At 62.4% G+C, this 24,264-nt stretch carries 24 protein-coding genes; 11 read left to right on the top strand and 13 right to left on the bottom strand.

Translation table 11 applies throughout. The features are described 5' to 3' along the window. Positions 1 to 50: 50 nt before the first annotated feature. From fabG to HP556_RS04765, 3 genes are all read right to left on the bottom strand, one after another. Positions 51 to 731, bottom strand: coding sequence for a 3-oxoacyl-ACP reductase FabG (gene fabG / locus HP556_RS04775; RefSeq protein ID WP_175366108.1), 681 nt, complete (start codon positions 729 to 731; stop codon positions 51 to 53). Positions 732 to 743: 12 nt separating this feature from the next. Further along, complete coding sequence (locus tag HP556_RS04770) at positions 744 to 1,961, bottom strand: multidrug effflux MFS transporter (RefSeq protein ID WP_175366107.1); 1,218 nt, start codon at positions 1,959 to 1,961, stop codon at positions 744 to 746. A gap of 226 nt (positions 1,962 to 2,187) precedes the next feature. Then, the gene (locus HP556_RS04765) at positions 2,188 to 2,775 is read right to left on the bottom strand and encodes a TetR/AcrR family transcriptional regulator (protein WP_068736841.1); all 588 of its coding nucleotides are present in this window, start codon (positions 2,773 to 2,775) and stop codon (positions 2,188 to 2,190) included. A gap of 199 nt (positions 2,776 to 2,974) precedes the next feature. On the opposite strand from HP556_RS04765, the gene HP556_RS04760 reads away from it, so the two are divergent. From HP556_RS04760 to HP556_RS04745, 4 genes are all read left to right on the top strand, one after another. Continuing rightward, positions 2,975 to 4,183, top strand: a complete 1,209-nt coding sequence (locus HP556_RS04760) for an efflux RND transporter periplasmic adaptor subunit (protein WP_093758336.1) — start codon at positions 2,975 to 2,977, stop codon at positions 4,181 to 4,183. Positions 4,184 to 4,309: 126 nt separating this feature from the next. Further along, the gene (locus HP556_RS04755; RefSeq protein ID WP_093758337.1) at positions 4,310 to 7,540 is read left to right on the top strand and encodes an efflux RND transporter permease subunit; all 3,231 of its coding nucleotides are present in this window, start codon (positions 4,310 to 4,312) and stop codon (positions 7,538 to 7,540) included. Between the two features lie 194 nt (positions 7,541 to 7,734). Continuing rightward, positions 7,735 to 8,442: a GrlR family regulatory protein gene (locus HP556_RS04750; protein ID WP_093759064.1), complete on the top strand. Its 708-nt coding sequence runs from the start codon at positions 7,735 to 7,737 to the stop codon at positions 8,440 to 8,442. Positions 8,443 to 8,523: 81 nt separating this feature from the next. Beyond that, positions 8,524 to 9,375: a tetratricopeptide repeat protein gene (locus HP556_RS04745; protein ID WP_120292576.1), complete on the top strand. Its 852-nt coding sequence runs from the start codon at positions 8,524 to 8,526 to the stop codon at positions 9,373 to 9,375. 5 nt (positions 9,376 to 9,380) lie between these two features. Here the strand turns inward: HP556_RS04745 and HP556_RS04740 are convergent, their stop codons facing one another. Beyond that, positions 9,381 to 9,842 carry a ClpXP protease specificity-enhancing factor SspB gene (locus tag HP556_RS04740; RefSeq protein WP_175366106.1) on the bottom strand — a complete coding sequence of 154 codons (462 nt, stop codon included), beginning with the start codon at positions 9,840 to 9,842 and terminating at the stop codon, positions 9,381 to 9,383. Between the two features lie 149 nt (positions 9,843 to 9,991). On the opposite strand from HP556_RS04740, the gene HP556_RS04735 reads away from it, so the two are divergent. After that, complete coding sequence (locus tag HP556_RS04735; RefSeq protein WP_175366105.1) at positions 9,992 to 10,273, top strand: hypothetical protein; 282 nt, start codon at positions 9,992 to 9,994, stop codon at positions 10,271 to 10,273. A 17-nt stretch (positions 10,274 to 10,290) separates the two neighbouring features. On the opposite strand, the gene HP556_RS04730 is transcribed toward HP556_RS04735, so the two are convergent. Continuing rightward, a complete protein-coding gene (locus HP556_RS04730; RefSeq protein ID WP_175366104.1) occupies positions 10,291 to 10,908 on the bottom strand; it encodes a CPBP family intramembrane glutamic endopeptidase in 618 nt (205 codons plus the stop codon). Positions 10,909 to 11,091: 183 nt separating this feature from the next. After that, positions 11,092 to 11,553 carry an MEKHLA domain-containing protein gene (locus tag HP556_RS04725; protein WP_175366103.1) on the bottom strand — a complete coding sequence of 154 codons (462 nt, stop codon included), beginning with the start codon at positions 11,551 to 11,553 and terminating at the stop codon, positions 11,092 to 11,094. A 308-nt stretch (positions 11,554 to 11,861) separates the two neighbouring features. On the opposite strand from HP556_RS04725, the gene HP556_RS04720 reads away from it, so the two are divergent. Then, complete coding sequence (locus tag HP556_RS04720; RefSeq protein ID WP_210269075.1) at positions 11,862 to 12,845, top strand: Bug family tripartite tricarboxylate transporter substrate binding protein; 984 nt, start codon at positions 11,862 to 11,864, stop codon at positions 12,843 to 12,845. Between the two features lie 30 nt (positions 12,846 to 12,875). Further along, positions 12,876 to 13,670, top strand: a complete 795-nt coding sequence (locus HP556_RS04715) for a class II aldolase/adducin family protein (protein ID WP_068736808.1) — start codon at positions 12,876 to 12,878, stop codon at positions 13,668 to 13,670. 232 nt (positions 13,671 to 13,902) lie between these two features. Here the strand turns inward: HP556_RS04715 and HP556_RS04710 are convergent, their stop codons facing one another. From HP556_RS04710 to HP556_RS04700, 3 genes are all read right to left on the bottom strand, one after another. After that, entirely contained in the window at positions 13,903 to 14,220 is a 318-nt protein-coding gene (locus HP556_RS04710; RefSeq protein ID WP_089264009.1) for an NIPSNAP family protein, read from the bottom strand. Positions 14,221 to 14,253: 33 nt separating this feature from the next. Further along, positions 14,254 to 15,228: a Bug family tripartite tricarboxylate transporter substrate binding protein gene (locus HP556_RS04705; protein ID WP_175366101.1), complete on the bottom strand. Its 975-nt coding sequence runs from the start codon at positions 15,226 to 15,228 to the stop codon at positions 14,254 to 14,256. A 218-nt stretch (positions 15,229 to 15,446) separates the two neighbouring features. Then, a complete protein-coding gene (locus tag HP556_RS04700; RefSeq protein WP_089264011.1) occupies positions 15,447 to 16,346 on the bottom strand; it encodes a helix-turn-helix domain-containing protein in 900 nt (299 codons plus the stop codon). Positions 16,347 to 16,679: 333 nt separating this feature from the next. On the opposite strand from HP556_RS04700, the gene HP556_RS04695 reads away from it, so the two are divergent. Together HP556_RS04695 and HP556_RS04690 are read left to right on the top strand one after the other, a co-directional pair. Further along, complete coding sequence (locus tag HP556_RS04695) at positions 16,680 to 17,102, top strand: group III truncated hemoglobin (RefSeq protein ID WP_089264012.1); 423 nt, start codon at positions 16,680 to 16,682, stop codon at positions 17,100 to 17,102. An 84-nt stretch (positions 17,103 to 17,186) separates the two neighbouring features. Then, positions 17,187 to 17,408 (top strand): hypothetical protein, encoded by a 222-nt coding sequence (locus HP556_RS04690; protein WP_093758344.1) that lies wholly within the window; start codon positions 17,187 to 17,189, stop codon positions 17,406 to 17,408. 94 nt (positions 17,409 to 17,502) lie between these two features. Here the strand turns inward: HP556_RS04690 and yghU are convergent, their stop codons facing one another. Then, positions 17,503 to 18,375 (bottom strand): glutathione-dependent disulfide-bond oxidoreductase, encoded by an 873-nt coding sequence (gene yghU, locus HP556_RS04685; protein ID WP_175366100.1) that lies wholly within the window; start codon positions 18,373 to 18,375, stop codon positions 17,503 to 17,505. 197 nt (positions 18,376 to 18,572) lie between these two features. Here yghU and HP556_RS04680 point away from each other — a divergent pair, with 197 nt between their 5' ends. Next, entirely contained in the window at positions 18,573 to 19,820 is a 1,248-nt protein-coding gene (locus tag HP556_RS04680) for an MFS transporter (protein ID WP_175366099.1), read from the top strand. Positions 19,821 to 19,840: 20 nt separating this feature from the next. On the opposite strand, the gene HP556_RS04675 is transcribed toward HP556_RS04680, so the two are convergent. Together HP556_RS04675 and blaBJP are read right to left on the bottom strand one after the other, a co-directional pair. After that, complete coding sequence (locus HP556_RS04675) at positions 19,841 to 20,245, bottom strand: GFA family protein (protein WP_175366098.1); 405 nt, start codon at positions 20,243 to 20,245, stop codon at positions 19,841 to 19,843. Between the two features lie 96 nt (positions 20,246 to 20,341). Continuing rightward, positions 20,342 to 21,229: a BJP family subclass B3 metallo-beta-lactamase gene (blaBJP, locus tag HP556_RS04670; protein WP_092143721.1), complete on the bottom strand. Its 888-nt coding sequence runs from the start codon at positions 21,227 to 21,229 to the stop codon at positions 20,342 to 20,344. Positions 21,230 to 21,406: 177 nt separating this feature from the next. Between blaBJP and HP556_RS04665 the strand changes: the two genes are divergently transcribed. After that, positions 21,407 to 22,390: a zinc-binding metallopeptidase family protein gene (locus HP556_RS04665; RefSeq protein ID WP_175366097.1), complete on the top strand. Its 984-nt coding sequence runs from the start codon at positions 21,407 to 21,409 to the stop codon at positions 22,388 to 22,390. A gap of 204 nt (positions 22,391 to 22,594) precedes the next feature. Here HP556_RS04665 and HP556_RS04660 read toward each other — a convergent pair whose 3' ends face one another. Beyond that, positions 22,595 to 23,575 carry a Bug family tripartite tricarboxylate transporter substrate binding protein gene (locus tag HP556_RS04660; RefSeq protein WP_175366096.1) on the bottom strand — a complete coding sequence of 327 codons (981 nt, stop codon included), beginning with the start codon at positions 23,573 to 23,575 and terminating at the stop codon, positions 22,595 to 22,597. Between the last annotated feature and the right edge of the window lie 689 nt (positions 23,576 to 24,264).

The raw sequence follows: 24,264 nt of genomic DNA, 5'->3' as shown, positions 1-24,264 counted from the left end.
GCCAAGCGGCCGCTCCTCAGGATGAGGGCGGAGCGTGGGACAAATAGTGGCTAAACCCGTCCGCTTACCGGCAGCAGCGCGCCGGTCAACGCACTCGCCGCATCGCTCGCCAGGAACAGGATCACGCTGGCGAGTTCGTCCGGCGTGACCCACTTTGAAAAATCGGCATTGGGCATATCGCGGCGGTTCGCGGCTGTGTCGATCGTCGACGGCAATACGGCATTGACCGTGACCTTGCCCTTCAGCTCGGCGGCGAGCGTTTCCGTCAGCCGATGCACGCCAGCCTTCGAGGCGGCGTAAGGCCCCATGCCGGCGCCGGCCTGTAGCGCACCCATCGCACCGATATTGATGATCCGTCCGGCCTTCGACGACGTCAGATGCGGGATTGCCGCGCGCGAGGCATTGAGAGCCGTGAGCAAGTTGAGCCGATGCATCGTCTCCCAGCTCTTGTTGTTACCGTCGGCAATATTCTCGAAGGTGAATGCGCCGGCGATATTGATCAGCACGTCGATCTTGCCGAGTTGTTTGACCACTGCAGCGATGGCGGCGTCGGCTTGCGCGGCATCGGAGAGGTCGACGCCGCCGATCTGCAAGCGATCTGGCGTTGAGGCCGGCGTCCTGGCGGAATGGTCGATGGCGGCAATGGTTGCACCGCTCTTAACGGCGCGTTCGAGCACGACCTGACCCAGCGCACCGGACGCTCCGGTGATGACGACGATCTTTCCGTTCATGGGGTACTCCTGTTACGCGCGATGATCCTGCCCGGAATTGGCCTTGGGTAATAGCCACAGATAGATCGCGCCGGCGGCGAGCGCCATGCCGGCCATCAGGCCGGTCATCACCAGCGCCGGGTGTCCGAACGGTTCGAACACCGCGATCATGGCGCTGGCGAAGGCGCCCATGACCATCTGCATACAGCGCATCACGCCAGCTGCCGCGCCTGCCACATGCGGCAGGTTCTGCAAGGCTTCGTGGTTGGTGCTCGGTGCGAGCAGGCCGAAGGAAAAGATCGTGAGCGCCATCAGCGGCATCAACGACAGCGTCGTGACGGCGCCTGCAGGCACCAAAGCGACCGCTGCAACAGCGCTGGCGATCATCAGCAGCAGACCGGCCATGATGATCTTGCGTGAGGCCACATGGCGGCGGCTCAGGCTCCCGCTGATCAGCGAGGCAACCAGCACGCCGCAGGAGGTCAGCCCGAACAGCAGCGCGAACACCGTGGTGGAGAGGCCGAGGCTGCCGATCAATACCGACGGCGCGCCGGAGATGAAGGCGAACATGCAGGCAAAGGCGAAGGCATAGAGCAGGGAGAAGCCGACGAAGATGCGATCGGACAGCACCATGCGGTAGCTCTCGAGCAATTGCGCGGGATTGAGCGAACGGCGTTTCTCGACCGGCTGAGATTCCTCAAGACTGATCGCGCCGACGATCAGCAGGATCAGGCCGACGGCGGCCTGCACCGCATAGATCGTTCGCCAGTCACTGACGGTCATCACCCAGCCGCCCAGCACGGGCGCGATCATCGGCGCGATGCCGAGGACGGCCGCGATCTGCGACAGCTTGTGGCGCGCCGTGCCGTGTTCGAACAGGTCGCGCACGATGGCGAAGGGCAGGATGGCGCAGGCGCCTGCAGCGAGGCCCTGCAGCAATCGAAAGGCAAGCAGCACGGTGAAGGATGGCGCGAGCGCACAGGCGCCCGCCGCGATCGAGAACAGCAGCAGTCCATCCAGCAAGGTTGCGCGGCGCCCGAAGCGGTCAGCCAAGGGACCGCAGATCAGCGGCGAGATCGCAAAGCCCGCCAGGAACAGGCTGAGCGTCAGCGGCCCGCGTCCTGCGGCGTCGGCGAAACTCGCCTCGATCGCCGGAAGACCCGGCAATCCCATGTCGATCGACAGCGGTGGCAATGCTGTCAATGTGCCCAGAAAGGCAGTGAAGGCGAAACTGTCGCGCCTGAGGGCCAAAATCGTTTCCTTGAAAATGCGAAAATACTTACGCGGTCGCGACGCTATTCTGCCGGACTGATCTGCGCCGGCAAGATCCGGCGGTCAATGAGACTGCTCAGCGTGAGCCCAAGCCCGACCATGGCAACGAGCGCTGCGAGCAGCGGAAGCTGCGCGTAGTGCATGCCGGCATTCAGCGGACAATAGGCCGGCTGTGCGATCTCAGCATAAAATGCAGGCGGACGGCTCAGACCGGAGGCCAGCTGCGCATGGCCATGTCGGCGAGTTTTCGCAATTGCTCGCGCGGTGCGCCGCCTGCGGCTTGCACGGCCATGCCCTGCAAGATGGCAGACACGTAGCGCGCGAGATCGCCGGCATCCGCGTCGGCTGGCAGATCGCCTTCGGCGAGGGCGCGTGTGAAGCGAAGGCGCAGATCGTCCTCGCTCTTCGAGCGACGCGCCATCAGTTCCTGCTTGATCGTCTCCGCGGCATCACCGCAGCAGAGGGCGCCCTGGACCGCGAGACAACCGGGATTCCTGGGATCAGTCACCGCCTCAACGGATTCGTAGAGGATATGTTCGACCGCTTCGCGGGCCGTGGCCTTCTCCAGGCCGGTGCGGAAATAGCCGCCGGGGCCATCGACGTAGCGATCCAGCGCCTTGCGGAACAGATCTTCCTTGTTGCCAAACGCTGCATAGAGACTGGGCTTGGTGATGCCCATGGCTTCGGTGAGGTCGGCCATCGACGCGCCTTCGTAACCCTTGCGCCAGAACACATGCAGCGCGAGGTCGAGGGCCGTGTCGGTATCGAATTCACGAGGACGTCCCAGTGCCACGACGGGCCCTCCAAAGTTTTCTACCGTTCAGTAGATAAGTCTCTTGACAGTGGATGTCGATAGTCCATCTATACCGGACGTTACGAATGTGTGCGTTGCAGCGAGATGCCCGGCGGGACCGGCCAGACGCGGAATGTACAGCTTAGCTACTGAAATGACAGGGCTTTACAAAGCCCACGCAGATTAAATGGGGTTCACAATGGCACATAATCTCCCTCGCAAGATCGCTTTTGGCGCCGGAATCGCGTTGGTAGCGGTCGCCGTTGGCGGCGGTGCGGCGCTGATGAATCTGTCCAGCGTTGCAGCTCAAGCCGAGTCCGGTGCGGTTGTTCCCGCTGCTGTTCAGGCTTCGGTTGCCCTGGTGGAAGCCAAGGCCACGGCGCCTTCGGACGAGTTCTCGGGCCGCCTTGAGGCAATTGAGCGCGTGGAGATTCGCTCCCGCGTCGCAGGCGCCGTTCAGGAGATCCACTTTCGCGAAGGCGCGCTGGTCAAGAAGGACGACCTTCTGGTGCTGATCGATCCGGCGCTCTACGCCGCCGACGTCGATCGTGCCCAGGGGCAGGTGTCCGCGTCGCGGGCACGCCTGATCCTCACCAAGGCCGATTTCGACCGCGGTCAGCAACTGACCAGCTCCAGCATCACCCAGCGCGACCTCGACAATCGTATCAATGCGTATCGTGAGGCCGAAGCCAACCTCAAGGCTGCAGAAGCCGCGCTCAAGACCGCCGAGCTCAATCTCAGCTACACTGAAGTGCGCGCGCCGGTCGCGGGCCGGGTCGGCAAGGTGGAGATCACCGTCGGCAACCTGATTTCGGCCGGCCCGTCCGCGCCGCTGCTGACGACGCTGGTCTCGGTCAATCCGATCTATGCAAGCTTCAATGCCGACGAACAGGTAGTGTCGCGCGCGTTGAAGACGCTGGCAGACGAGAAGACGCCGGGCGATATCGACCGCATCCCGGTTCACATGACCACCGTCACTGATAGCGCACCGGTGAAGGGCCGCATGCAGTTCATCGATAATCAGGTCGATCCGCGCAGCGGCACGGTGCGGGTGCGTGCGATGTTCGACAATGCCGATGGTCGCTTGATGCCCGGCCAGTTCGCGCGGCTCACAATGGGCCAGCCGAAGGCAGAACAGACGCTGCTGATTAGCGAGCGGGCAGTTGGCACCGACCAGAACAAGAAGTTCGTCATGGTGGTCGATGCCAAGGACAAGGCGCAATATCGCGAAGTGATCCTGGGGCCCTCGGTTGATGGCATGCGCGTGATCCTCAACGGCCTCAAAGCCGGTGAACGGATCGTCGTCAACGGACTTCAGCGCGTGCGGCCGGGTGTGACCATCAAGCCGGAGATGGTGGCGATGAACGCCGCGTCTCTCGTCTCGATCAAGGCCGTCGCGCAGAACTGATAACGACCGCCCTGTCCGCAGGCGGGCAGGGCGCTCTTCCTAATACACAGCACGTCATCGAGGTCGAGCGATCGGCCGCGCGGGGCCCTTGTACCCCGCAGGTCTGGATCGTCACGGAATAGCGCCATGAACTTTTCAAAATTCTTTATTGATCGTCCGATCTTTGCCGGCGTGTTGTCGACGGTGATTTTTCTCGCCGGCCTGTTGTCGATGCCGGTGCTGCCGATCTCCGAATATCCGGAAGTCGCGCCGCCGACCGTGGTGGTGACAGCGAATTATCCCGGCGCCAATCCAAAGGTGATTGCGGAAACGGTCTCGACGCCGATCGAAGAGCAGATCAATGGCGTCGAGAACATGCTTTATATGAGCAGCCAGGCGACCACCGACGGCAGGATGACGCTCAACGTCACCTTCCGCCTTGGCACCGATCCCGACAAGGCGCAGCAACTGGTGCAGAACCGCGTCTCGCAGGCCGAGCCGCGCTTGCCGGCGGAAGTGCGCGCGCTGGGCGTGACGACGATCAAGAGCGCGCCAGACCTCACCATGGTCGTTCACTTGCTGTCGCCGAACGACCGCTATGACATGACCTATCTGCGTAACTACGCCGTGCTCAACGTCAAGGATCGCCTCGCGCGCATCGAAGGCGTCGGTCAGGTTCAGCTGTTCGGCTCGGGCGACTACTCCATGCGCGTCTGGCTCGATCCGCAGAAGGTCGCCGAGCGCGGTCTGTCGCCCGGCGACGTGGTGCGTGAGATCCGTGCGCAGAACGTGCAGGCGGCAGCGGGGCAGGTGGGCGGTTCGCCCAATGAGCCAGGCCTCGATCTACAGCTCTCCATCAATGCACAGGGACGCCTGCAGACCGAAGAAGAGTTCGGCGAGATCATCGTCAAGAACGGCGACAATGGCGAGGTGACGCGGCTGCGCGACATCGCCCGTATCGAACTCGGCGCCGCCGACTATGCACTGCGCTCGCTGCTGAACAACAAGTCCGCAGTGGCGGTTCCGATCTTCCAGTCGCCCGGCTCGAACGCGATTCAGATTTCCGACAACGTGCGCAAGACGATGAAGGAGCTGAAGGAAAACATGCCGGATGGTGTCACCTACGACATCGTCTACGACCCCACGCAATTCGTTCGCGCCTCGATCGAGGCGGTGATCCATACGCTGCTTGAGGCCATCGCACTGGTGGTGCTCGTCGTCATCCTGTTCCTGCAGACATGGCGAGCCTCGATCATCCCGCTGATCGCCGTGCCGGTATCGGTGGTCGGCACCTTCGCCGTGATGCATGTGTTCGGCTTCTCGGTGAATGCGCTGACGCTGTTCGGCCTCGTTCTGGCGATCGGCATTGTGGTCGACGACGCCATCGTTGTGGTCGAGAATGTCGAGCGCAATATCGAGCGCGGGCTCGATCCGAAGAGCGCGGCCTATCAGGCTATGCGCGAGGTGACCGGCCCGATCATCGCGATCGCGCTGGTGCTGGTCGCGGTGTTCGTGCCGCTGGCCTTCATCACCGGCCTGACCGGGCAGTTCTACAAGCAGTTCGCGCTGACGGTGGCGATCTCGACTGTGATCTCCGCCTTCAATTCGCTGACACTGTCGCCAGCACTTGCCGCGCTGCTTCTGAAGGGCCATGACGCGCCGAAGGATGCGTTGACGCGCTTCATGGACAAGACGCTCGGCTGGTTTTTCGTCCGCTTCAACCGCTTCTTTGCCAGAAGCTCCGACGCTTATAGCGGCGGCGTGAAGCGCGTCGTCTCGCGCCGCGCGGCGGTGATGGGAATCTACGTTCTGCTGATTGGTGTTACCGGGTATCTGTTCCACGCAGTCCCGGGCGGTTTCGTGCCCGGTCAGGACAAGCAGTATCTGGTCGGGTTTGCGCAGCTCCCCGACGGCGCTACGCTGGATCGTACCGAAGAGGTGATCCGTCGCATGGGCGAGATTGCGCAGAAGGAGCCCGGCGTCGAGAATTCGATCCAGTTTCCGGGCCTGTCGATCAACGGCTTCACCAACTCGTCCAACTCCGGCATCGTCTTCATCGGTCTGGATGCGTTTGACAAACGCAAGGATCCGAGCCTGAGCGGAAATGCCATTGCGTTGTCGCTGAACAAGAAGTTTGCCGGCATTCAGGACGCCTTTATTGCCATGTTCCCGCCGCCGCCTGTGTCGGGTCTTGGCACGATCGGTGGCTTCAAGCTGCAGATCGAGGATCGCGCCGGTCTCGGCTATGAGGCGCTGAACGACGCCACCAAGGCTTTTATCGGCAAGGCAATGCAGCAGAAGGAGCTGGCCGGTCTGTTCTCAAGCTATCAGATCAATGTGCCGCAGCTCTATGCGGATGTCGATCGCACCAAAGCGCGGCAGCTCAACGTGCCGGTTACCTCGGTGTTCGACACGATGCAGATCTATCTCGGCTCGCTCTATGTGAACGACTTCAACAAATTCGGTCGCACCTATTCGGTGCGCGTCCAGGCTGACGCCAAATTCCGGGCGCGGGCCGACGATATTGGCCAGTTGAAAGTTCGCTCCGACAGCAACGAGATGATCCCGCTCTCGACGCTGCTGCGCGTTAAGGAAAGTGCAGGGCCGGAGCGCGCCATGCGCTACAACGGTTTCCTGTCGGCCGACATCAATGGCGGCGCGGCGCCCGGCTATTCCACCGGCCAGGCGCAGGACGCCGTGGCGCGTGTCGCCAAGGAGACGTTGCCCAAGGGCATCGACTTCGAATGGACTGAACTGACCTATCAGGAAATCATCGCCGGCAATTCGTCGCTGATCGTGTTCCCGGTGGCGATGCTGCTGGTGTTCCTGGTGCTCGCCGCGCAATACGAAAGCCTGACACTGCCATTGTCGATCATCATGATTGTGCCGATGGGCTTGCTGGCGGCGATGTTCGGCGTCTGGTTGACCAAGGGCGACAACAACGTCTTCACCCAGATTGGTTTGATCGTGTTGGTGGGTCTGTCGGCGAAGAACGCCATCCTGATCGTGGAGTTTGCCCGCGAGCTGGAATTTGCCGGGCGGACACCGATCCAGGCCGCGATCGAGGCCAGCCGTCTGCGGTTGCGGCCGATCCTGATGACGTCGCTGGCCTTCATCATGGGCGTCGTGCCGCTGGTGACGTCCACTGGCGCAGGCTCGGAGATGCGTCATGCCATGGGTGTCGCGGTGTTCGCCGGCATGATTGGCGTCACGGCCTTCGGCATCTTCTTCACGCCGATGTTCTATGTGCTGCTGCGCGCCATGGCAGGCAACCGTCCGCTGACCCAGCATGGCGAAGCGACGGTCGATCAGGCGGCGCCGCTGGCACCGGGATCGCACGAAGCAGAATCGCGCCCGCACGCCACGTCGCATTCGTAACGCCCGGGACCGGGGAAGGAGACGCCTGATGAGGGCTGCTGGTCCACGAATGCGCCGTTTCGACCCATTCTAAGGCGAGGAATTGCGTAGCCTGCGTCCGAGGCTGTTGGAATCGCCCCCAATTGGCCGGGTGCGCTTTCCTCCACTGCACATCTTCCGCTACAATGCGAAAGGCACTGCAGGGGAATGACGGGTTGCGGACGGGCTTCTACAAATGCGAATACCGGGTTGATGAGGCGGTCGGTCGCAGTGTGATGTTTGTCGAGCATGGCAGCATGCTCGGCGGCAATTCCGCTTTTGCCCATATCGGCAGCTATGAGCTCCGGGGTGACGAGGTGGTGGCGGAGATCGAGAGCCGCCGCCACATGAACGATCCCAACTATCCCTCGCTGCTCGGCCAGGATGTGGCGACCATCAGCGTCACCGGCCGGCCCTATGGCGACACCTATCGTTTTCAGGGTTCGTCGCCGCAAATGCCGGGTGCGAAATTCGAGTCGGTCATGACGACGATCGATGACGGCGAGATGCCTCCGGCCGGACCGATCGGTGCGGGTGGCATCGCCAACGGGCTGTATTCGATCCATCTGCGCACACTCGACGGCATCGATGGCGGGCTCAACGGCGTGATGCTGCTGCATGACGGCCGCATCCTCGGCGGAGACGCGTTCTTCTATTATCTCGGCGCCTATTCCTCCGCGGACGGACGCTGGAAGGGCGAGATGCTCAATCAGGAGCACACGCCGGCAAAGGGCGAGAACCCGGTCTTCGGCGGCCATGAAATCGGTATCGGCTTTTCTGGTACTTGCGACGAAACCGGTGCCGAACTGGAAGCCACGGCGCTGGCGGGGAAGCGGAGCCTGCGGTTGCAGGCAGTGCTGAAGCTGATCCGCAAGGCCGTGTAAGTTCCAGGCTGGCGCACGGCTTGATGGGGTGCGCGCCTGTCCGTAATGTCACCGGCGAATGACACAGGTGGCGACAAATCCATGACCCAGCGTATCGGCGCGACGCCTCTGATCTGTTTGCTCGGTATCGCCGTCGGACTGGCTGTGCTGTGCGCGCCGGTGCGCATGCAGGCCCAGTCCGCCGATCTGGTTCTGTGCGATCGCCTCGCGGCCGATCCTGCCGATCCCGACAAGCCTGCCGATGTGAAGGGCGTGGCCGATATTGCCAAAGCCGATATTGCCACCGCCATCAAATTCTGCCGGACCGCGTCCGGCGGGTCGCGCCGTGCGATGTTCCAGCTCGGGCGTGCTTACGCGGCCAATGCGCAGGCAGCTGAGGCGCTCGCGGCATGGCGCAAGGCGGCTGACAAAGGCAGTACCTCCGCCATGGTCGAACTCGGCGTCGCCTATGGCAACGGAACCGGCGTCGCGCGCGACGAGGCGCAGGCGCGCAAACTGTTCGAGCGTGCGGCTGAAGCCGGCAATCCGCGCGGCGTAAGCAATCTTGCGGCACTATCCGGAGGCGCAGGCGCGGGTTCAGACCCGGTGCGTGCACGGCAATTGCTGGCGAAATCCGCGGAGACCAATGCCGAGGCGCAATATCAGCTCGGCATGATGCTGTCGGAAGGCATCGGCGGCGCGAAAGACGATGTTGCGGCACGCAGCCTGTTCGAGAAGGCGGCAGCACAGAACCATGCGGGCGCGTTGGAGCGCATGGGCGCGTTCGCGCAAAGCGGCCGCGGTGGTGCGTCGGATAAGGATGCCGCGAAGGCCTATTATGAGAAGGCCGCAGCGCTCGGCGACGACGATGCGAAGAAGGCGCTAGAACGCATCAAGTGCCCTTATGTGCTCAAGGACAAGCGCGGCAACGTGGTCAGCAATATGTGCTTCTGATCAGCCTAGCCTGACTGCGGTCTGTCGCAGGCGCGCGCCGGCGTACCCACGTCGAATTCGCGCCGGTCATTCACCGACGGATCAACGAAATAGGTGACGGCGTTGAACGGCACCGTGACGCGCGACTTGATCCCCTTGAACCACAGGTTGACGCTGAAGCGATCCGCGGTGACGTTCAGTCGCTCGAACTGGTGCTGCAGCACGAACGTCATGTCTTCAGGATATTTGGCGCGCTGGGCATCGGGCACGATGACGCCGTCGAACGATGTCCTGAACGTGATCTCGTAATAGTGCCGGCCGCGCAGACCGCGTTTGGCGACGTCGGCGAGCGTGGATCTCACCTCGGCATATTGTGCGAGCGGGGCGGCGGTGCAGGGCTGTTGTGCTGCCGCGTGTGATGTGAGCGTGGCCAGCATCATCATGGCAACGGCGAGGGTGCGAAGGTCGTGAGGCAAGGATGGTGTCATGATCCTTTGTCGCGGCGGCAGCGGGCGGGTTCATGGGGCTGCGACAGCGACAGCGATTTTCTGCCGCATGCGTCCGCAACCATTTGTTTGAAATTGGCCGCCTAAACTCTCGGCTCTGAGTCGCCTTTTGCGTTTCCCTGGAGCCGCCTGTGAACGAGAGCCTGATCGCCATCTGCCAGTTGTTTCTGGTGCCGCTGACCATTCTGTTTGCCGCGGTGGGGGTGGCCAATGCGCGCTTCGTCAAGCTGTTGGTGTGTTTGCTCGGCGTCGGTCTCGCCGGCCTCTGGTTCTATCGCATCTATCTCTGGACCGGCCTGTCGGTGATCGATCGCCGCACGGCCTACGGCCTCGCGGGAGCCTTTGCGCTATGCTGGGTGCTGACGCTGCTGCATCAGATCAAGAGCAGCTTCGGCGGCGGATACGATCGCTAGGCTCAGGCAAATCTGAATCAGGCCAGCCCGAGCGAGAAGGCCAGCGTGCCGATCGCGGCATGCGACAGGATCACCGGCCAGATGTTGCGCATCCGCAGATAGGCGAAACCCCAGACGATGCCGACCAGGAACGTGTTGAGCAGCAGCACGCTGTCGCCATAGGCGATGTGGATCAGCGAGAATACCGCCGAAGAATAGATCACATAGGTCCAGGGCCTGACCTGCAGCCGATCGGTCATCAGTTTCGGTATAGACCGGCACACGACTTCCTGGCATGGGCTGGAGACCAGGACATAGAAGGGCGCGAAGCTGAGCCAGACCGGCGGTTTGTGGTCGAAGGTCAGAAAGCGGGTCTGCGCCACCATGATTGCCGCGATGCCTACCGTGATCGCGGCACAGAACAGCCAGTGCCTGATGTCAGAGGGACGGCTGAGGCCGAGTTCCGCGACCGAGAAGCCGGCCAGAAGGCACAACGCGATGCACAGCACGGACACCAGCAGCAACGCGGGAATGCGATATTCGAACGGCAGAAAGCCCCAGTGAATGGCGAGACCAGGGGCCAGCAGCAGCGCGGCAAATCCCGGCAGTGGAGCGATCAATCGCCATTGGAATCGTTGCTGTCGTAAAACCGTCATGATGTTCTATAGCTGAAATCATGTGGTGGTTTAAGGGCGGAGTGGCCACGCAGGCTGAGAGCGACGAAAGCGCGATCGTCGATATGTCAGCAGAAGGTGGTGACATTTCCGTCCGACGGTCTGCTCGGCCGTTGCTGGCCGCTCCGATGCGACAAAGTGGAACTCGCCGACTAATATTGTGTCTCACACATCCGTCCATGACGTGAACAGCGCCGCCTGACCGCGTCGCTCGCCGTTCTCACTTCTCAATTCCCAGACGATGCCGCCTTCGATCCAGAAGCGCCGGCCGGATTTTGCGATCCGCAACCCGCGATAATTGTCGATGAAGCCGTTGCGCGCGACGGCATCTAGCAGGCGCTGGCGCTCGTCGCGGTTCGGCGCTTCCGCCGACAGCCGCGACGGGATGGTGACGAATTCGTCCCACTTATATTCGAAGCAAGATTGCGCGGTGCGATTGGCATAGGTGAACACCGGATCGGCGTCGGTGTTATGTGCGAGCACCGCGAATGGTGCGTCGCTGTAGAGCCACGCTGCATCTTGCCCAGGCGCCAACAGGGGCTTCCCGACAGTGCGGAGATAGCTCCCGGTGAGGAGTTTGAAGAAGGGTGCATCGAGTGCGAAAGCAGGGGGCGTCGGAGCGGTCACGGGACTCTCTCGGAGATAGGCTATGAGGACATAGCCCGCATGGCTCTATACGACATCGGCAGCGAAAGCGGTGCTGACTGCCCCGTAATGCATGGAGCAGCCGCTGTCGGTCGGCAGGAAGGATCAGGTCGTGATCAACCTGTTTTCGAACGCCACGGTGCATTGAGTCACCGAGACGGCCGCGTCCCGTGTAATCCGATAGCTGGCCGGCTTATTTAGTCGTCGCATCGGCTGGGCTCTTGTTTTAGCCTCTCCCGAAAATGTCGTTCCAGGCGAAAGCCCAATGGACCGGCGCAAGGGGAGAAAACGTGAGCAACAACAAGAAGGGGCGATGGGTTTCCATTGCTGCGGCCCTTGCCGCATCGCTGTTCGCCGCAGCACCAGGGCAGGCCCAGCAATATCCCGATCGCAACATCACGATGGTCGTGCCATTTCCGCCCGGCGGAACGACCGATATCGTCGCGCGCATCCTCACCGAACAGCTCAGCACCGAACTCGGCAAGCAGGTGGTGATCGAGAATCGCGGCGGCGCCAGCACATCGATCGGTGCGCAAGTCGTGGCCGGTGCCGACAAGGACGGTTACACGCTTCTATTCGCCAGCGCGACGACCTTCACGACCAACCCGCATCTGCTGGCCTCCATCAAATACAAGCTTGAGGACTTTGCGCCGGTCGCGATGGTGGTGAAGGTGCCGTTTGCCTTCGTCGTGAAGAAGGACTTTCCGGCCGCCGACGTCGCGGCGTTTCGTGCCTATGCGCTGGCCAATCCGAGCAAGGTCAACAATGCCACCAACGGACCGGGCAGCACCGTGCACCTCATGGGTGAGATCGTGGCCCGCGGACTCGGCGTGAAGCTGCAGCATGTACACTATCGCGGTGCTGCGCCGGCGATGAACGACATGCTTGCGGGCATCGTCGACAGCAATGTGGAGGCGCTGACCAATACCGTGCCAAACCACAAGGCGGGCATGTACCGCGCGCTGGCGGTCTTGTCCGAGGAGCGCCTTCCGCAATTGCCTGATGTGCCGACCTTCAAGGAGCTCGGATTCCCCTCGATCGTCGGCGCGACATGGTTCGCAGTCTTCGCGCCCGCGGGTACGCCGCAGCCGGTGCTGAACAGGCTCAGCGCCGCCATCACCCGCATCGTCAAGACGCCGGAATTTGCAAAGAAGATGGAGCCGATCGGCAATCAGCCGTGGCCGATGACGCCGGCAGAACTCGAAACCCATGTGAAGAGCGAGCGCGACCGCTTGGGCAAACTCATTCGCGAAGCCAACATCACGGTCGACTGACCGCATGAACAAGATCAAGGGAGAACATCAATGAATGCAGCCGTCAGCTCACCCGCCGTGAAAGTCGTCCGTTCGGTGCAGGATCAGGTCAGTCCCGAGGAGTGGCAGTCGCGCGTCAATCTCGCGGCCTGCTACCGTCTCACGGCGATGTACGGCATGACCGAGATGATCGCCAACCATATCTCGTGCCGCGTGCCGGGAACGGAAGATCAGTTCCTGATCAATCCCTATGGCATGCTCTATGAGGAGATCGATGCGTCGAGCCTCGTCAAGATCGACCTCGACGGCAACACGCTGTTCAACGCGTCCGACTACGCTGTGAATGCTGCGGGCTTTGTGATCCACAGTGCCATTCACATGGCGCGTCACGATGTCGATTGCGTCGCGCATACTCATACCGTGGCCGGCATGGCTGTATCGGCGATGGAATGCGGGTTGTTGCCGGTGGCGCAGACCTGCATGCGCTTCCTTCATGTCGCCTATCATGACTTCGAGGGCATCGCGGACAATCCAGAAGAGCGGGAACGACTGATCGCGCATCTCGGCAATCACGAGGCGATGGTGTTGCGTAATCACGGCCTGCTGGTGGTCGGCAAGACCATCGCCGCGGCTTTCAACGTACTGTTCCGGATGGAGCGGGCCTGTCAGGTTCAGGTTGCAGCGCTGTCGTGCAACACCAAGCTGATCACGCCGCCACAGAAGGTCCTGCAGGATACCTATGACCGCATGAAGCCGCGCGACAATGTTCCAGGCCTCAGTGGTGAACTGGCCTGGCCGGCGCTGCTCCGCAAGCTCGACCGGGTCGATCCGTCCTATCGCAACTGAGCTTGCGCTAGAGTCTGACCCATCTTCGATGGATCAGACTCTAGCTATTTTCTCTATGAGAGCATGATCTTGTCCGAAAACCGGTGTCCACTTTTCGGGATCATGCTCTAGCAGGCTCCGCGGCTGCCGGGCCCGCAGGCGTGGCATCCACCTGATGAACGGAAGGGATGCGCGGCATCAAGAATGCGGCGCATCATAGGTTCGGCAGTCAGATGCGCGACTGCAGGTCCGCCTACGGCTTGAAGAAGGACACCGGCGTCATCAACTGGTTTTCCTGGCTGATGAGATAGGCGGCCTCGGCGCTGATCTTCAGGTAGTCGGCCCAGGCCGGGTCCTTCTGCAGCGCCTGGCGCTTGGCCTCGCGATCGGCTGGGCTGTCATAGACCCAGATGTGCATGTAGCTGTTGACGTTGCCGGTCTCGGTTTGCATGTAGGCCAGCGGCTTGCCCAGATGGCGGCTCTGGATCTCGTAACCGTGCTCGGCATACAGCGCCAAGTGTTTCTTGATCGTGCCGGGGCGGCAGGTGTAGGTGCGAACGTCAAGCAGCATGGGGTTTCCTCGAGCGGTGGCGGATCAATAGGGTCATTCGGCGGTGGCGCCGGACTGCGCGACAAGCACGGCCCAGCGCGCCACCTCGTCGTTCACGTATTTCTGGAATGTCGCCCGATCGTCGCCGACGGGGTCGGCGCCGAGCCCTTTGAGCCGCTCCTGGACAGCGGGGTCAGCCACGCTCTGAACAATGGTCTGCGCAAGCTTCTCGACGATAGCGGGGGGCGTGCCGACCGGTGCGAACAGGCCGAACCACGAGCGCGCGTTCATGCCGGGGAACGGCGTTTCTGAGAAAGCGGGCACGTCGGGCAAGGCGGCGTGACGCGTGCTGCCCGTCACCGCCAGCGCCTTGAGCTTGCCACTCTGCACCAGAGAGAGAACTTCGGGCAGGTTGGCGAACATGATCTGCACTTGGCCGCCGATCATATCGTTGAGCGCCTGCGCGCCGCCCTTGTAAGCGACGTGCGTGATCTTCGCACCAGCCAGTGTGCTGAACTGCTCGCCGGACAGATGGGACGCGGTGCCCACGCCGCCCGATGCATAGTTGACGCTCGCGGCATTGGCCTTGGCGTAAGCGGCGAGTTCGCTCACCGAATTGACTGGCACCGACGGGTGCACCACCAGCAGCAGGGGCACCGACGCCAGGTTTGACAAGGCCGCGAAATCGCGCGTGAGGCTGTAGCTGAGCTTCTGGTAGAGCGATGCATTGATCGCGTGGCTCGATGTGGCCATCAGCAGCGTATAGCCGTCGGGCTCCGAGCGCGCCGCCGCGGCACCGCCGATATTGCCGTTGGCGCCGGCCTTGTTTTCCACCACGATCGACTGGCCGAGCCGTACCGACATGGCTTGCGCCACGGTGCGCGCGATCACGTCGGTGGCACCACCGGCGGCGAACGGCACGATCACGCGCAGGGGACGTTCTGGATAATCGGCCATCGCGCTGACTGAGGTGAGGGCCAATGCTGCGGCCACGACGAGGCTCTGCAACGGGATGATTGCTTTGTGCATTTTGTTTCCTCTGCCTCTTGTTTTTATGTCCTGCCGACGGCGCGCTCCGCAGATGCGGGGCGGTCGTGGCGGTGGGCGTCATGCCATGCCCACCTGCGCATACAAACGCGCAGGTGGCGATGGCAGCGCCCGGTCAGGCGTCCATGCGGGACACTCTATGCAGCCGCGCGGCGACGGCGCTAGGACGGATCAGACGTTGTGTTGGACTTTTTCGCGTGTCAGTCCAGTGGACGGCAATGCTTCCTCCGGAAGTCGCCCGGCGTGAGGCCGGTCTGCTTCTTGAAGAAGCGCGCGAAGTAGGCCGGATCCTCGATATTGAGGCGGAACGCGATCTCGGCGATGCCCGTTTCGGTGTTGCTGAGCCAGCGCTTGGCTTCGAGGACCACGCGCTCCTGCACCACCTGGCTGGCCGTGCGCGCCACAGTGCGCTTGACCGCATCGTTGAGCTGGCGCTCGCTCACGCCAAGCGCCTCGGCGTACTGGCCGATGGTACCGAAGCGCAGGTAGTGCGTTTCCACCAGCATCGCGAAACGGCGCGCGAGCGCCTGGTGTGGACCAACGCCACCGGCGGGCTCGTTGTCGGGGCACACACGGCGCAGGCGCGTGAGCAGGATCAGCAGGCTGGCCCGCACCACATCGGGAAATCCCGGCTGGCGATCGCGTGCCTCACGCTCCATCTCGCAGAGCAGTGGCAGCATGCCGTCATGCTGGGCCTGCGTGAGATAGAGCGCGCTGTTGCCGCGCGCAGGGTGGAAGAACGGAAGTTTCGCGACATCTTCGGCGCGCGGAAACATCCGCGCGAAGAAGTCGGTGCTGAAGTTCAGCACGTAGCCGTGAGGCTTGACCGATGACGTCCAGGCATGGACCTGGCCCGGCGAAAGAAAGAACACTGAGTGGTCGCGCACGTCGAAATGCGCGAAGTCGAGTGTGTGCGTGCCGCTCGCCCGGGTCATCCAGAGCAGATGGTAGTAGTTGTGCCGGTGCAGGAAACCGCGCGGGATGTCGTCGCGGTCCTCCAGTCGTACGAGGTCGAAGTAGAACGAGCCTTCGCCCGCGAAATCCGAGGTTTCAAAGGTCGGAAACTCGCCGGAGCGGGCGGAGAGGAGAGCTTCGGGCAAGTGAAGGTGTCCTTGCGGTTTCGGGGCACGGTTATCAGCGTTATCCTATCGCAAAAAGCCGGAGAGTACCGCGTATTGGCGAATGCGACACCGGACGGTCTCTCCGAGGAGTTCGGCAGCTCTATAAGAATTCTGGGTGCCGCTCCATCACACCGGGAAGTTGCGTCGGGGGATGCTCCTGCAGGCATTTTATGGCGCTCGCTCGGAAGGGGACCTGATGGAACGGACGCAGACGGCGGGTCGTCGCAACTGAGTTTGCGCTGGATCAATTGCAGAACGGATTTCGGGCGATGGCGGTTGCCGAGCTGGCCGCCGTCGCCTACATCAGGGCGCATGACGCAAACCTCCGAAATCGGCTTCACCAGCTTCCAGCCCTCCCTGAATGAAGAAAATATCGCGCTTCTGGTGCAGACCTTTTACGGCCGTGCCCGCGAGGATGATTTGCTGGGGCCGATCTTCAACAGCGCCGTGACCGACTGGGATCATCACATCGCGCAGATCAGCGATTTCTGGTCGTCGATGATGCTGAAGACCGGCCGCTACAATGGCCGCCCGATGCGTCCACATCTCGTGCTGCCGCTGAAGGGCGAACATTTCGATCGCTGGCTTTTGCTGTTCGAACAGACCGCGCGCGAGATATTTCCGGCTGAGGTCACCGAGGCCTTCATGATCCGCGCGCGCCGTATCGCTGACAGTTTCGAGATGGGCGTTGCCTCGGTGCGCGGCGAAATCGCTGCGCCGCGACATAGCGTTTAAGCGGTAGGCACGTGATGCATAGCCGGTCTTGCGAGAGCCCGTGGTTGCGCTAGGCTGCAGCTCCAACAAACCGGGAGTCGGTCCATGAAACGTCTGTCTGTCCTCGTTCTCTTGAGCCTGTTCAGTGCTGCGCCCGCAATGGCGCAATCCTGCAACGCCGTCAGCGGCGACGGCAAGCCGCTCGCGGGCGCTGCCAAGAAGAGCTTCATGAAGAAGTGCTGCGAGGACAACGCCAAGAGCGCCGAGGGCAAGCCACTGGCCGGCGCCGCCAAGACCTCATCGGTTAACAAGTGCATGAAGGGCTGAGGCTGCTGCCTCACGCATCCAGACGTGCAAAAGCCCCGCTCGCGCGGGGCTTTTCGATTCCGGGCTGAAGCGACGTCAACTCGAAGTCTTCGTCTCAGCTCTTCGCTTCGAGCTTGTCCTGAGTCTTCGTGTCGAAGTCGCTGGCGTCATGGCGTTCGCGCAACTGGCCGGCAGGGTCGCCCGAGGTGCGATTGACCATGCGACCGCGCTTCACGGCAGGTCGTGCCGCGATGGTCCTGGTCCAGCGCTGCAGGTTCTTGTAGCTCTGCACATCGAGGAAAGTGCCGGCATCGCCATAGATCGCATTCTCTGCGAGGCCGCCATACCAGGGGAACACCGCCATATCGGCGATCGTATAATCCTTGCCGGCGAGATACTCGTTATCGGCGAGGCGACGGTCCAGCACGTCGAGCTGACGTTTCGTCTCCATGGCGTAGCGGTCGATGGCGTATTCGATCTTGGTCGGCGCATAGGCATAGAAGTGGCCGAAGCCGCCGCCGAGGAAGGGGGCGCTGCCCATCTGCCAGAACAGCCAGGACAGGCACTCGGCGCGTTCCGGGCCGCCGTTTGGAAGGAAGGCGCCGAATTTCTCGGCGAGATGCACCAGGATCGCGCCGGATTCGAACACGCGAAACGGCTTGTCGCCGCTGCGGTCGATCAGGGCTGGAATCTTGGAATTAGGGTTCACATCGACGAAACCCGAACCGAACTGGTTGCCGTCGATCCGGATCAGCCAGGCATCGTATTCCGCGCCTGTATGGCCGGCAGCGAGCAGTTCCTCGAACATGATCGTGACCTTCTGGCCGTTCGGCGTCGCCAGCGAATAGAGCTGGAACGGATGTTTGCCGACCGGGAGCTCCTTCTCATGGGTGGGGCCGGCGATGGGCCGGTTGGTCGAGGCAAATTTGCCGCCGTTTTCCTTGTCCCAGGTCCAGACTTTGGGAGGCGTGTAGGGGGCGTCGGTCATGTCAGGCTGGCTCCGGAAAAGGGGCAGGGTTGATGGTTGCCGGGGACAGGTAGGGATGAATGCAATTGCATGCAAGATGGCGAGGCGTCCTATGCCGGAAGCCGCCTTGTGCCGGGCGAAGACATGCGATGTAACGACTCCGCACCGCCGTCGCTGCCGATGGCGGGATTCTCCTGCTTGCGAAGATTCCCCTCCCGATGAGCGACACCCCAACGCAGGCCGTCGGCGCATCGCCCACCAAACGATCCTTCGCGGCGCTGCATCACCCGGGATTCCGCGCCCAGTTCATCACCTATGTGCTGGCCATGATGGCCGACAATATCGAGCATGTGATCAGCTACTGGGTGGTGTTTCAGAAATTCCAGTCACCTGCGCTCGGCGGGTTTGCCATCGTCTCGCACTGGCTGCCGTTCCTGCTGTTCTCGGTCACGTCTGGCGCGCTGGCGGAGCGGTTCGACCCGCGGCGCGTGATCCAGTGCGGCATGGTGCTGTTCATTCTGGCATCGCTGGGCTGGGGCTATTTCTTCATCACTGACACACTGCAGATGTGGCAGGCGATGGTGCTGCTGGTGATTCATGGCTGTGCTGGCGTGCTGTGGCAGACACCGAACCAGATGCTGCTCTACGACGTCGTCGGTTCCGCCGACCTGCCGAGCGCGGTGCGTCTGAACGCCATGGCGCGCTATCTCGGTGTCATGGTTGGCCCAGCGGTCGGCGGCGTGATCCTGCTCGCGCTAGGGCCGGCCTATGGCATCATGCTCAACACCATCTTCTATCTGCCGCTGGTGCTGTGGCTGATCAAGGCACCCTATGGTCCGCGTTTTCGCACCGGCGCGCCCGCGCCTCAGCGCGCCGTGCGGGGCTTTGCGGACATCGTCCAGACCATGCGCGACGTGCGCCACCGGCCGGTGATCGTGTCCATGATCGCGCTGGCCGGCGCGGCCTCGTTCTTCGTCGGCAATGCCTATAGTTCGCAGATGCCGGGCTTTGCCAGTGATCTCGGCCATGGCGATCCCGGCATGTCCTACAGCATGCTGCTGGCGGCTGACGCAGCCGGTGGCCTGCTTGCCGGCCTGGCGCTGGAGGGCAGGCAATTGCTGGCGCCGAAGCCGCGTACGGCGATCATTCTGGCGCTGCTCTGGTGCGGTGCGTTGGCGATCTTCGCGCTGACCGGTCACTACGCCATTGCGCTGGTGTTCCTGTTTGCGGCGGGATTCCTCGAATTGTCGTTCAACGCCATGGCACAGAGCCTTGTGCAGCTCGATGCACCCCTGGACAAGCGCGGCCGCGTCATCGGTCTGTTCAATATGGCGAGCCTGGGCTTGCGCGCCTTCAGCGGCATCTCGGTCGGCGTCGTCGGCGGCATGATCGGGATCCATTGGTCGCTGGCGCTGTCGGCGCTGGCGACCATGATTGTTGCTGGAGGCCTGCTGGCGCTGCCCTAGCGAGGAAAAACCTCGGTGTCCTACCAGTCGACCAGCCGGTCGTCGCCGCCGAACGCCGCCGGCATGGCAGCGTAATGTGGCAGGCCGTCGCGGACCGGAGCAATCGCCTCGCTGCAATTGATATGCAGGCTCGGCTTGAACGCGTCCCCGAGCAGATAGCCGTTGATGCTGCGCATGCCGATCCCGTCGAGTTCGATAATCAGCCGCGTGGCACATTTTGCGCAACTGAGGCGCGGGGTCGTCTTCAGCGCGAACGACGTCGTGTCGCCTTGTACGACTTCAACGTCGTCAGCCGGATAGACGGCCTCGGCCACATAAGCCGCGCCGTGGACGGTCTGGCAGTCGGCGCAGTGGCACCAGAAATGGGCGATGGGGTCGGCTGAAATCCTGAGCTTCACGGCGTTGCAGGGGCAGGCGAGTTCCATGGGCGCACCTCATCTGATGCGCAAAACTACCAGCCGACCGCAATCGCCGACAACTGCCGTGGCTTGCGACAAATCGCTCGCCGCGGCTGGCAGTCGCTATTTGCCGCTTTGTAGCGCAGCCGTTTGCTTGGCGAGCTGCTTGTCGAAATCCTGTTCGAGCGTTGCAGCGTAAGCGGCAAGCTCGCCCGGTTTCACGAACGGATTCGGCGCGCCGTCCTTCATCGCCGCGCGTTTGGCCTGCATACCATAGACTTCCGGATGCGGCCCGAGCAGCACGTCGATCTTCATCGCCTTGGCCTTGGCATAGGTCGACCGATAATCGTCGACGATGCCGGCATGGGTTGGATTGCCGACCAGCCGGTTCAGCGCCACGGTGCCGCTGCAGAAGAACAGGACCTCACGGTTCTCGCTGCCGTCCTTTACGGTCATTTCCCAGCTCGTGCAGCCCGGCGAATGGCCGGGCGTCGCATGCGCCGTCAGCGTGGTGCCGCCGAGCGTGACCTTATCGCCCTCGGTGACGGTGCGATCCACCTTGACCGGCGGGAAACCAATATCGGTGTTCTTTTCATCGCCCGGATAGGTGCCGCTTTCGAGCAATGGCTTGTCCCGTAGGCCTGCGATCAGTTGCGCCCCGGTGTCCTTCTTGATCTCCGCAAAACCGCCGGTGTGATCGAAATGGGCATGGCTGTTGAGGATGATCTTGATATCGGCTTCCTTGAAGCCGAGCTTTGCGATGTGCTCCTTGATCATCCCGGTCGATTGCGGGACGCCCGTATCCATCAGGATCAGGCCGTCGGATGTCTTGATGAGATAGACCGCGATGCCGTCGGTGCCGACGTAATAGATGTTGTCGATCAATTGAAAAGGCTCGAATGGCGCGGTCCACTTGACCATCACCTGCGCCAGAAAATCCTTGACGGTCTGCGCCTGCGCGTTGCCTGCAAATAGCGCCAGAGCGCAGATGGCTCCTGCGAGCGTCTTCATGATGGCCTCCCGGTCTGATTTTATTGGTTCTTCTGAACGCCAGGATTGAAGCGCGATTTGGGCGGATGGCTCAAGCGCCATTCCTGCATGCCGGCATCGCGCATGACTGGCACGGCCGGGCGGCGAATGTTGTGAGCGCGTTGAACCATCCCGGCCGTTTCGGGTTAGACTTCACCCATGAAACAACTGATCTGCCCCAATTGCCAGACACGCGTCTTCTTCGAGCAGAGCGATTGCGTGCAATGCGGCGAGGCGCTGATCTTCGACACCGCGCAGTCCAATGTCGTCAGCGCCGCGGCGGCCATGTCCTGTGCCAATCGCGATCTGATCGCCTGCAACTGGGCCACGGATGACAGCGATCCGTTCTGTCCGTCCTGCCGGCTTACGCGAACAATTCCCAATCTGGTATCCGATCGCAATGTCGCGCTCTGGAAGCGGGTTGAGCAAGCCAAGCGACGTCTGACCTATGACCTGATGCGGCTCAGACTGCCCCTTGCCGTGTCGAGCGGCGCGCATATCGCGTTCGACATTCTCTCGGATGAGACCGCCGGACATCCGATCATGACAGGGCATTTGTCGGGGCTGATCACGATGAATCTCTCGGAAGCTGACGATGCCGAGCGCGAGGCACGGCGCGCGGCGTTTCGCGAACCGTATCGGACGCTGCTCGGCCATTTCCGCCACGAGGTCGGGCATTTCTACTGGGAAGCGCTGGTCGATCAGTCGCAGCTTATCGGTCCGTTCCGGATGATCTTCGGCGATGAAACGCGCGACTATGGCGAGGCACTCGCGGCCTATCACAATCGCGCCGATCGCTCGTGGAATAGCGATGCCTTCATCAGCGAATATGCGACGTCGCATCCGTGGGAAGACTGGGCCGAGACCTTCGCGCATTTCCTGCACATCGTCTCGACGCTCGGCACCGCGTCGTCGCTGCCGCTGTCACTGGACGAGCGCTCGCGTCATACGCTGGACGATCCCTATCTCGAGCGTGACTTCGAAGCGCTGCTGTCGCTGTGGGATGCTGTGTCCTACAGCATGAACGAACTCAATCGTTCGATGGGCATGAGCGACGCCTATCCGTTTCATCTCACACAGGCGGTGAGGGGAAAGCTGCATTTCGTGCATCTGGCGATTCTGAAAACGCGCAGCGAAAGCTGAATGGCCTTACGCTGTCATTCCGGGGCGGGCCGAAACGCGAAGCGGTTCGGCGCGAACCTCAGCCACTCCAATTGGAGTGGCGGGGAATCTTGATGTGTTCATCACCTCTTGATCCAGCGCGGCGGAGGGAGCGACTCTCATCTTGAGATTCCGGGTCCGCGACCGCCAAGTGGCGCTCGCGTCCCGGAATGACGAGCTATGTACTTACTGCTCCATCTTGATCCCGGCGTCCGTGATCACTTTCTTCCAGCGCGCGATCTCGTCGGTGACGAAGGCGCGGAATTCATCCGGGGTGGTGCCCATGGGGACGATGCCCTGATCGTCGAGCTTCTTCTTCAGGTCGGGATCGGTGAGCGCTTTCTTTGCCTCCGCGGCTACGCGGTCGACGATCTCCTTCGGTGTGCCTGCGGGCGCGATGATGCCGGACCAGGTGCCGGAGACGAAATCAGGCACGCCGGCTTCCGCCATGGTCGGCACGTCGCCGGCCGCCGGGACGCGCTCCTTGGCGGCGACGGCGAGCGCCTTGGCATTGCCGGACTTCACCTGCGACATCAGCGGGCCGATGACGTCGAACATCACATTGATCTGGCCGCCGACCGTATCCTGCAGCGCGCCGGACGTGCCCTTGTAAGGAATGTGCTGCAGGTTGATGCCTTCGCGGCTCTTCAGCATTTCCATGGTCAGATGCGCCGCCGAGCCGATGCCTGACGAGGCGAAATTCAGCGAGCCGGGCTTCGCCTTGGCGAGTGCGATGAACTCCTTCATGTCCTTGGCGGGCAGGGACGGCGTCGCAATCAAAATCAGCGGCGCGACCGAGGTCAGCGACACGTAGGTGAAGTCCTTCATCGCATCATAGGGCAGCTTCGGATTGAGCGTCGGATTCACCGAATGCGCCGCGATCACGGTGCCGAAGGTGTAGCCGTCGGGGGCTGCCTTGGCGACGGCGTCGGTGCCGATGGCGGCATTGGCGCCCGGCTTGTTCTCGATGACGATGGGCTGGCCCAGCGCGATCGCCATCTTCTCCGAGACGAGGCGCGCCATCAGGTCGGTGTAGCCGCCTGGCGTGTAGGGCACGACCATGCGGATCGGCCGGTTCGGCCAGCTCTGCGCTTGTGCCATTCCGGCGCTGCCGGCGCAGGCGGCCATCACGGCGATCACGCTCGCGGCGCGGACGAAGCTCTTCATCATTTCATTTCCTCGACTGCCGGCGCGCTCCAAGGTGGCGGGAGCGCCGTAGCGCCTGCCTCGGATCGCAGACCGTTCTTCTTGTTGCCTGCCCGTTCTGCGCCGTGACGGATGTCGCGGAATGCAGAGTCCCGTAGGCAGGCTACCGCATCGCACGGTAACGGGGAAAGTAGACGAAAGGCCGCTAACGTCTGCTGCCGCAGCGTGGAATTTGTCGGTGTGAGACGCGGATGCATGTGACCTCCCGTGACGACCTTGTTGATTGCTGTGATGCAGGTGAGGGGATGGGCGTACGCCATCGATGCCCGCGCCTGAGCGCGTGCGTGGCCGTCCCGGTGGCCTCCCTCGAAAATGAGGGAGATGAAGCGCCGAAAGGCGCGACTTGGTAACAGTGCCGCAGCGTAGTGTCCGGATCGCCGGACCACAGAGGCCGCGGAAACGCCTTTCGACGCTCCATCGTGGCGATTTCTGTCCCCGGGACCGTTCTTCCGGGCAAAGGCGCAGAGCTCCGCAGTCCGCTGATCCCGACGGTTTCCCGCCGTTCACCAATGCCACGTCCAGCCAGCATGAGTGGCAGACCCCCGTAGTGGGGCCGGACGGTGACCCAAGGCCTCCCGAGTGCGTGAGGGAACGTCTCCCTCCCGCCCGCAGGCGCCACATCCCGCCCCGCGCTAACAAGCGTCCCTGGC

It is taken from the genome of Tardiphaga robiniae, from assembly GCF_013359755.1.
GTDB classification, from domain to species: domain Bacteria; phylum Pseudomonadota; class Alphaproteobacteria; order Rhizobiales; family Xanthobacteraceae; genus Tardiphaga; species Tardiphaga robiniae.
Note: the sequence above shows the minus strand (reverse complement) of the source record. Positions and strands in the feature narration are given on the sequence as shown.